The 1,803-nt window shown below is 73.7% G+C and carries 1 protein-coding gene; it reads left to right on the top strand.

Going from position 1 to position 1,803, the window contains the following annotated elements; translation table 11 throughout:
• Window positions 1-73: 73 nt before the first annotated feature.
• Window positions 74-1,803 (top strand): trypsin-like serine protease (locus ACIQOV_RS40020; protein WP_401055874.1); only part of this gene is annotated, 1,730 nt, incomplete at its 3' end.

Here is a 1,803-nt window from a genome sequence, read left to right as displayed (position 1 = left end):
CCCGCGGGGGCCGTCGGCACGAGACCGACCACCCCCGCGGGCTCTCGCAGGCCCACTCGAAGGGAAAGTCCGCATGTCCCGCAAGTCCCAGTTCCGCTCCCGGCGGGCGGGTGTGCTGGCCGCCGTGGCGGCGGCCGCCGCCGGCACGCTGACCACCTTCGCCCCGGCCGGCGCCGTCTCCGGCGACGTGGCGGCCGACAACACCTCCGCCACCACCGCGCGGATCGTCATCGGCGACCACCTGCGCGGCTGCACCGGCGTGCTGATCGACCAGTACTGGCTGCTCAGCGCGGCGTCGTGCTTCGCCGACGACCCGGCGCAGCCGCAGACGCTCGCCGACGGCGCGCCGAAGTGGAACACCACCGCCACCGTCGGTGCGAAGTCGGTCCAGGTGGTCGAGCTGGTGAAGGCCGAGGGCCGTGACCTGGTGATGGCCCGCCTCGCCACGCCCGTCGACGGCGTCACGCCGTTGGACGTGGGCACCGCCGCGCCGACGGCCGGGCAGTCGCTGCGGGTGTCCGGCTTCGGGCGCACCAAGGCCGAGTGGGTCCCGGACAAGGCCCACACCGGGGCGTTCAGCCTCGACACGGTGAGCGCGACCGGCGTCGGCATCACGGGGACGGGCGGTGCGGCGGTCTGCAAGGGGGACACCGGCGCCCCGGTGGTCCGCGAGGTCAACGGCAAGGCCGAGCTGGTCGCCGTCGCCTCCCGCTCCTGGCAGGGCGGCTGCCTGGGCGTGCCCGCCGCCGAGACCCGCACCGGCGCGTTCGCCACCCGGGTGGACGACCTCGGCATGTGGATCACCAAGACCCGCCACTCGACCCCCTCCGGGACCGTGGTGAAGGCCTCGCCGTCCACGGTGGTCGACCCCGCCACCGGACACCGGCTGACCTTCGTGCAGGACGACAGGAACAACCTGTGGTCCGTCGACCCGCTGGCCGAGGGCTGGGTCAACCTGGGCACCTACGCCGCGACCCGCCCCACCGCGATCGCCGACCCGGCCACCAACCACGTGATGGTGTACGTCAACGGGCCGGACAACAGGCTCTGGTCCTACGACCGCACCACCAAGCACTGGACCAAGTTCGTCCCGACCCCGTCCGGCACGGTGCTGGCCCCCGACGCGGTGCCGCGCACCGTCGTCGACCCGGCCACCAACCACCTGGTCACCTTCGTCCGCGACACCGCCCACCACCTGTGGTCGGTGGACCCGCAGGGCGAGGGCTGGTACGACTACGGCCTGCTGGCCGCGAGCGACCCCGTCCCGATCGTCAACCCGAACGACGGCCACATCGTCGTCCACGTCAACGGGCCGGACAACCGGCTGAACTCCATCGACCGCCGCGGCGCCGGCCGGGTCGAGTTCGTCCCGCCGGCCCTCGCCCCCGACGCCGTCCCCTCGACCGTGGTCGACCCGGCCACCGGGCACTTCACCACGTTCGTCCGGGACGCCGCGAACCACCTGTGGTCCGTCGACCCGTGGGGCCCGGGCTGGCGCGACTGGGGCGTGATGGCCGCCACCGACCCGGTCGCGATCGCCGACAAGACCGGCAACCGGACCGTGGTGTACGTCAACGGTCCGAGCAACCGGCTGAACTCGCTGGACTTCTCCACCGGGACGTGGACCGAGTTCCTCCTCACCCCGTCCGGTACCGCGCTCGCCGCGGACGCCGTCCCGCAGACCGTCGTCGACCCGGCCACCGAGCACCTGGTCACCTACGTGCGGGACGTCAACAACACCCTGTGGTCCGTCGACCCGCAGGGCCCGGGCTGGGTCCGCTTCCACGGCGGCCCCTCCGCCCC

The sequence above is a fragment of the Kitasatospora sp. NPDC091257 genome (assembly GCF_044757675.1).
Classification (GTDB): domain Bacteria; phylum Actinomycetota; class Actinomycetes; order Streptomycetales; family Streptomycetaceae; genus Kitasatospora; species Kitasatospora lactacystinica.
This window is presented reverse-complemented; position numbering and strand designations above follow the sequence as displayed.